We start from the raw sequence: 7058 nt of genomic DNA on the forward strand, positions 1-7058 counted from the left end.
TGTTTCTGTTATTTCTTACTGTTTTTCTGATATTTTTATCAATTTATCCCTTAGTGTAATCATTTAGCCTAATTGATACCAATAAAATTATTGCCTTTGTTTCTCAAGTTTACTGATGAAAATTATCTCGCGATCTACTATCTCAATCAATGATGCTCTTTTATTTTTTTGTCATCTTTTACTTTTCAGTATAAAAAATAAAAACCAACAATTATAATCATTAGTTTTTATTTATATAATATTTATAAGCGTCTATTTTTTAAAATAATACAACAGCTGGTTTAACAAACAGTTATCTTTTTATACATTTGATTTACATCAAGGAATGTACTGATAAATTCATTAAACAAATGCTATAAAAAGATCTATCTTATTTGAAAGCAAAAAATGACAAGCAATTATCGATCACTTGGCTTTAAAAAACCTTCTGATTTATTCAAAAGTAATGGTATAAAAATACCCTTTCTTAATGGATCTCTTGCATCTAACAATAACACAAGCGCTATTTCGTGTTGGCGTACTGTCAGCGCAAATGGTGGGAAACCGAATTACAGGCAGTCACGTCATGATGAGAAAAATTGAAGAGCTGTTAGCCAATAACAAGCAATGGTCAGAATCTGTTACTGAAGAAAATCCTCAGTTTTTTAAAGATCTCTGTAAAGGTCAAAAACCTCACTTCTTATGGATTGGTTGCTCCGATAGCCGCGTTCCAGCAGAAAAATTAATCAACGCAGCACCAGGTGACTTATTTGTTCACCGTAATGTGGCAAACTTGGTCATCCACACTGACTTAAACTGTCTTTCAGTGATCCAGTATGCAGTTGATGTATTACAAGTTGAACACATTATTGTCTGTGGTCATTATGGTTGTGGTGGTATTGAAGCAGCTATTGAAGGCACCGAATTAGGTCTTATCAATAACTGGTTACTGCATATCCGCGATATCTGGTACAAACACAGTTCAATGTTAGGTGAACTGGCACCGCAAGATAGATTAAACCTACTTTGTGAGCTAAATGTTATCGAACAAGTATACAACCTTGGTCATTCAACGATTATGCAAGCAGCATGGAAACGTGGACAAAAAGTGATGATCCACGGTTGGGTTTACGGTTTAAATAACGGTGAGTTACACGACCTCGATATCACGTCAGATAGCCGTGAAAAACTTGAACTATCTTATCGTCAAGCGATGGCAAAATTGAGTCATCCACGCTAATACATTCATTATAAGCAATCATTTTAGGCCCTAATATTTAAAAAATATTAGGGCTTTTTTATACGTTATAAAAAATAAAGTTTCCTATTTGGCAACAATGAAAAAAGGTGCTAATCTATTGACAAATAGGAAACGAGGGACAGGGAATGCACGTAATATCACGAGAGCCTTTTGATTTAGCATCTGCACGTTTCCCCAATTGTGCTCAATCAATTACTGATACTTATAGAACGTTAAAACAGAGTACTTATCAAACACCTGATGCATTAAAAAAAAGTCTTCCCAAGTTTAGATAGAATGAAATATAGAGAAAAATGGTGGGTTATCAATATTGGTGGAAATACATTAAGGATCCTATTTTTTGCAGATTTTGAACGCAACAAAATTATTTGTAAAACATATTTCTACTCATGCTGAATACGATAAACTTATTGATTACTATCGAGAACAAAAGAATGATGATTGTTGATGCAATTAAGGCTGCTAATAGCCTAGTCAATATAGTTCCTATTCTTGGTCGTAGCCAATCTCGTAAAGACTATGAAGAAGGTGTCAAGTTGGTTGAATATTTAGTAGAACACGACCCAGATAATCCTTTAATTGATATGCTTTGTCATAAAATTGACGAATATGAAAATAGCGCGCCTGAATTTAGGGTCTTCAATGCAAGACTCAATCAATGTGATGATGCGATTGCAGTTTTGCGTACATTGATGGATCAATACCAACTAAATACTACTGATTTTAAAGAAGAATTGGGTTCACGCTCTTATGTAAGTCGCATTCTCAATGGTGAACGTAATCTCACATTAGAACATATTAAAAAACTGTCGGTTCGATTCAATCTACCTGTGTCTATTTTTATTAAGTAATACCGATAAAAACCGCCTAAAGCGGGTTTTCTTACTTCTATTTAAAATAAATTACTCATCTAATAAGGTGACATGCCCAATATAAGGCAAGTGACGATAGCGCTGTGCGTAATCGATGCCGTAACCAATAACAAATTTATCTTCAATGGAATAACCAATCCACTCAACAGGAACATCAACTTCACGACGAGAGGGTTTATCCAGTAATGTACAGATAGAAATAGAAGCTGGCTCACGTAAGCTTAAAATCTCTTTAACACGATTTAAGGTGTTACCTGAGTCGATAATATCTTCAACAATCAGAACATCTTTACCACGAATGTCTTCATCGAGATCTTTAATGATTTTAACGTCTCGCGTTGACGTCATACCATTACCGTAACTTGATACAGTCATAAAATCGACTTCATGGTTCACATCAATTTCACGGCACAAATCAGCCATAAAAATAAAAGAACCTTTTAACAAGCCGATTAAGACAAGATCATGTTGACCTTGACGTGGGCGGTAATGTTCTGTGATTTCACGACCTAGCTCAGCAATACGCTGTTTGATCTCTTCTTCAGAGATCATGACATCAACAATATGTTTCATGATTAATTTCGATTGGGTTAACGGGGAAAGCAAACGATTGTACCAGAACTTCCTTCATCATGCGATGATCTGATTTAATGAAAATAAAGGCACGAAATATCAATTTCATGCCTTTTATTAATTTATCTTACTGATATTAATAACTTTTACAGTGATTGATTATTTACTCACAGTAAAACCCGCCATCATTCCAGTATCTTCATGTTCTAATAAATGACAGTGCGCCATAAACGGATGTGCTTTTGTTGCTAAATGGTCGAATTTCACTAGAATTTCGCTAAATTGCCCTTCAACTTTCACAATATCTTTCCAACCTTGGCGGTGCTTCTCTGGTGCTCTACCATTTTCAGATAAAATGCGAAATTGTGTACCATGAACATGGAATGGATGTAACATCATGTCACCCCGACCAGAAACAACCCAACGCTCATAAACGCCTTGTTTTACATCAAATGCAGGTTCAGTCATTGAGAATGGAATACCATTGATACTATTTGCATTATAAATATCAAGATCCCCACTACCATGACCACAATTCATTCCGCCGCCCATCATGCCACTACCGTTACCTTGGCGCATATGACTCATTCCATGATGAATACCCGCTAAAGCTTTATCACCATAACGCTCGGTTAATAACATCATCCCTTGCATATCTAAACGCATATCCATGCGCAGGTGTAATGTGCGCGTTGAAAGATTGCTTAATGTGGGTAATGCAGGAATAAGCGCCAATTGCTCAGGTAAAAGACCCTGTCCTTTTTCTGCTGAGGGTAATAAGCGCAATACAGGCAATACATTATCAAATGGCGCTAAAACCATCCCCATTTGACGAACGGGTAAAGTGACAATATCAAAATCACGCCCATCAGAGGTATCCACTAAAACCTCAAAGCGTTCCCCCATTAAAATCGGTAGCTCTGTCACTTTGACGGGTTCTGCGAGTAATCCACCATCGCTGGCAATCACATACATGGGTCTGCCATCACTGGTTGCAAGGTTTAGGCTACGCGCGTTACAGCCATTTAAGAAACGTAATCTTACCCAACCTTTGGGCACAATATGCTGTGGTTGAATGGCACCATTGGTTAACATCATATCGCCAAACCAACCAATTGCAGCACTCATTACATCGAGTTGATAATCAATTTGTCCATCACTGTCTAAACGTTTGTCTTGCAAAATAATAGGTAAATCATCCACGCCCCAGCGATTAGGCAATTTACGGTTTGAGGTTTCATCATCTTCAATGATCACTAATCCACCTAATCCCATCGCGACTTGTTGTCCAGTTACACCATGAGTATGAGGATGGAACCAGCACGTTGATTCAGCTTGATTAGGTGTAAAAGTAACCGTACGAGATTTTCCTGACTCAATCATTGCTTGTGGGCCACCATCTTCTTCGCCACTGATTTCAAGCCCATGCCAATGAACCGTTGTTGTTTCTGGTAATTGGTTATTGATATTAATGGTGACGGGTTGACCACGCTTAAGTTTCAATGCGGGACCTAATAAACTACCGTTATAACCCCACGTAGTTGTCTTTGCGGTGGGAATAAATTGAGAAACACCTTGTTGAATATTCAGAACAATCTTTTGTTGGGCATCAGGGGTAATTTGAGGTGGAATAGCCAGTGAAGGCATGTTACTTTGGGCAAACGCAAAACGACTCCAGCTTGGTAATAATGTGACAGCACTTAATGTGGCGCCTAATTTTAAAAATTCGCGACGTTGCATAATATATTCCTCTGAATAAAAACAAATTATTTTGTATTTATTGAAATAAAATGGAGAAAGAAGTTTTGTAAACTATTACCAATGGTAAAGTTTCCCCTTACTGGAAGGTCAATTTAAAACCCAACAAAACAAAGGGTCTTTGCAAAACTTTTAACTACATTAAGTCAAATAACAAAACTGACTAAATCATCACACAAAGGAAGAGCACACCTAATGAAAAAAATGTTCGCCTTGTTCTGCACACTCACGCTTTCTTTTACCCTGCTCTTTTCTTCGAGTACAAAAGCGTTAACTTACACACAAGCAGAAGACTTGGCAGATTTAACCGCCATCTACCTTTTTTTAAATAAAGATTGTGGTTATGAGCAGATATCAAAATCTAAAATCGAAAGAGCCTTAATGATTTTTTCTCGCTCACAGCAATGGGATGTGAGTAATTACTCGATATTACCGATGAGCCAATTGAATGAAGATAGTTACAATGATTTAAAAAGGTATTGAAGTATCACACAATAAGAAAATGCCAACTGTTAGCTAATAAATCACTCAGTCTATTAAACTATTAATGCTTTTATTCAGTCACAACTGGATTAATGGAACAAAATAACCTCTTAATTCGCATATTTATATTTCAATATAAAGTGGCTAAATAGAGGTTATCAAAAACAACATTATTCCTTTTCTATTTTATTCTTCTTTGTCCTGATTATTTTTCTTCTGTCTATATTCGTTCCAATACAAAGCAACGGATGGAATACTTTGAATAATCAGCATCCTAAAAATATGATTTGACATAACAAAAGCCGCATCAACATTCATTGTTATCGCTGCAAATGTCATCGCTTCCATACTTCCTGGCGCCCATGCCAATACTAATGTCTCCCAAGGAACCCCCGTTAAATAAGCTGCACCATATGCGACAATCACTGTTAAAATGACATTAATAATAACCACTTGGACAGAAGAAAAGGCATTTTTAATTAATGATGAAAAAGGGAAAACCACAAAGTGAGCGCCAATGTTCATACCAATTAACACCATGCTCAATTCATTCAGTAACATCGGAAAAGCAATAGATTCGCTAACAAACGATTGAACTAATATCGCACTACCTAATGACGTCAGCATAAAGGGCGCAGGAAATCGAATTTTCTGCAATAAAAGCCCTGAGCCTAACCCTAAAGCAACAATCAATAATAACCACAACAATGAAATAAAGGTCATTTCGGGTATAGAAAATTCTGGCATATTAGCTTTATCAGCACCCACAATAAAACCCGCCATAATAATCAGCACCATTAAACGAATAGTATGAGAAATCACGATTTTTTGAGGCGGTGTTTTGGTGTGATCCGTTAATGCTAAAATAGCCGCCATCGCTCCAGGTACAGCCCCAAGCATTGACTCTTCTTTCGTCCACCCAATATGGCGATGAAACCAAAAATAGCTCACAAAAAATTGAATGGCTAAACACACAACAAGAGTGAGTAATAGAATGATTAAGTTATCAGCACTACCTAAATGAACTTGGTTAAACATTAATCCAACTGAAGTGCCTAAAGTGAGCTGAATAAACGTCAATGTATGTTTAGGAACCGCAAGCTCCCACTTGAAGCGATAAGCAATAATGACAACAAAAATTGGCCCAAACATCAGCGCCATGGGCAAACCTGAAAGGGTAAGAATACCACCTATTAATGCACAAAATAGAATACCTGGCAGAGTTTTAAAAAACGACATGTTGTGTTATCCGGCTTTTTTAATTATTGTTTCCATCCTATCATCTGTATAAATATTTAATAACCAAATAGTGATAATATAATTATTATTTTTCTTAATATTAAGAGCCGAATATGTCGTTAAAGATCACCACAAACCCAACGCCTAGCGAGATCAATGAAATTTATGAAGGATTGCTAACCCACAATCTTCACTATATTCAGATGGAACAATACACACCACTTGCCGTTTTTAAGGAAGAGAGCGGTAAAAAAATAGGTGGGATCACAGGAGATATTTTAGGAAATTGGCTACGCATTCGCTATTTGTGGGTAGATAAAGCCCATCGTGGACAAAATATAGGGACAGAATTGCTGCAAACAATGGAACTCGCAGCAAAAGAAAAAGGTGCCAAATATGCAGAAGTAGATACCTTTAGCTTTCAAAGCCCTACCTTTTTATCAAAAGCAGGGATTTGAAAATATTTGGCATGCTAGAAAATTATCCTTTGAGTGATAAGAAGTATTACTTGAGAAAAAAACTTTAACGCTGGTTTTATTCCTTAATATCTACTTTTTTTGACAATCTATTGATTTCATTAATGATATTTCTATATCGCTTTTAATTTTTTCTTTTAATTTATTTATTTTAGGATCTGATCCCTCATTTTTCGTCTTAATTCCATTATTATTTACTCCGTTTATTTTCAAATTAGATATTACATCTTTTTATTTCCTTTTATTATTTCATCATTAATAACATATTTAAAAACTTTTTTAGCTAATTTTCTTATTATCATAATCCACTCTTAAAATAGGTAACTCTATTTTTCATTTTATATTAATTTTTAAACATTTTTTCAATATTTTTTTTATTTTTTTTTTTTATCGGGGGGTCTTTTTTATCAAGATAAT

The 7058-nt window shown here is 35.6% G+C and carries 7 protein-coding genes and 1 pseudogene; 5 read left to right on the forward strand and 3 right to left on the reverse strand.

Going from position 1 to position 7058, the window contains the following annotated elements; genetic code table 11:
* The first annotated feature begins 565 nt into the window (after positions 1-565).
* The 3 genes and pseudogenes from can to BHE89_RS06225 all read left to right on the forward strand — a co-directional run bounded on the left by can (position 566) and on the right by BHE89_RS06225 (position 2091).
* Positions 566-1219, forward strand: a complete 654-nt coding sequence (gene can, locus BHE89_RS06215; protein WP_023580816.1) for a carbonate dehydratase — start codon at positions 566-568, stop codon at positions 1217-1219.
* A 146-nt stretch (positions 1220-1365) separates the two neighbouring features.
* A pseudogene (locus BHE89_RS06220) lies at positions 1366-1688 on the forward strand (type II toxin-antitoxin system HigB family toxin).
* Entirely contained in the window at positions 1675-2091 is a 417-nt protein-coding gene (locus tag BHE89_RS06225; protein ID WP_069368531.1) for a helix-turn-helix domain-containing protein, read from the forward strand. The pseudogene BHE89_RS06220 and the gene BHE89_RS06225 overlap by 14 nt, the downstream one beginning before the upstream one ends.
* Positions 2092-2142: 51 nt before the next feature.
* On the opposite strand, the gene hpt is transcribed toward BHE89_RS06225, so the two are convergent.
* Together hpt and cueO are read right to left on the reverse strand one after the other, a co-directional pair.
* The gene (hpt, locus tag BHE89_RS06230) at positions 2143-2685 is read right to left on the reverse strand and encodes a hypoxanthine phosphoribosyltransferase (RefSeq protein WP_036932823.1); all 543 of its coding nucleotides are present in this window, start codon (positions 2683-2685) and stop codon (positions 2143-2145) included.
* Positions 2686-2844: 159 nt separating this feature from the next.
* Positions 2845-4425 carry a multicopper oxidase CueO gene (cueO, locus tag BHE89_RS06235; protein ID WP_069368532.1) on the reverse strand — a complete coding sequence of 527 codons (1581 nt, stop codon included), beginning with the start codon at positions 4423-4425 and terminating at the stop codon, positions 2845-2847.
* 213 nt (positions 4426-4638) lie between these two features.
* On the opposite strand from cueO, the gene BHE89_RS06240 reads away from it, so the two are divergent.
* Complete coding sequence (locus BHE89_RS06240) at positions 4639-4926, forward strand: YacC family pilotin-like protein (protein WP_286145942.1); 288 nt, start codon at positions 4639-4641, stop codon at positions 4924-4926.
* Between the two features lie 186 nt (positions 4927-5112).
* Here the strand turns inward: BHE89_RS06240 and BHE89_RS06245 are convergent, their stop codons facing one another.
* Positions 5113-6165: an AbrB family transcriptional regulator gene (locus BHE89_RS06245; protein ID WP_069368534.1), complete on the reverse strand. Its 1053-nt coding sequence runs from the start codon at positions 6163-6165 to the stop codon at positions 5113-5115.
* A gap of 113 nt (positions 6166-6278) precedes the next feature.
* On the opposite strand from BHE89_RS06245, the gene BHE89_RS06250 reads away from it, so the two are divergent.
* Positions 6279-6623 (forward strand): GNAT family N-acetyltransferase, encoded by a 345-nt coding sequence (locus BHE89_RS06250; protein WP_286145943.1) that lies wholly within the window; start codon positions 6279-6281, stop codon positions 6621-6623.
* Positions 6624-7058 lie beyond the last annotated feature (435 nt).

The organism is Shigella sp. FC1967 (genome assembly GCF_001743005.1).
Lineage (GTDB): Bacteria > Pseudomonadota > Gammaproteobacteria > Enterobacterales > Enterobacteriaceae > Proteus.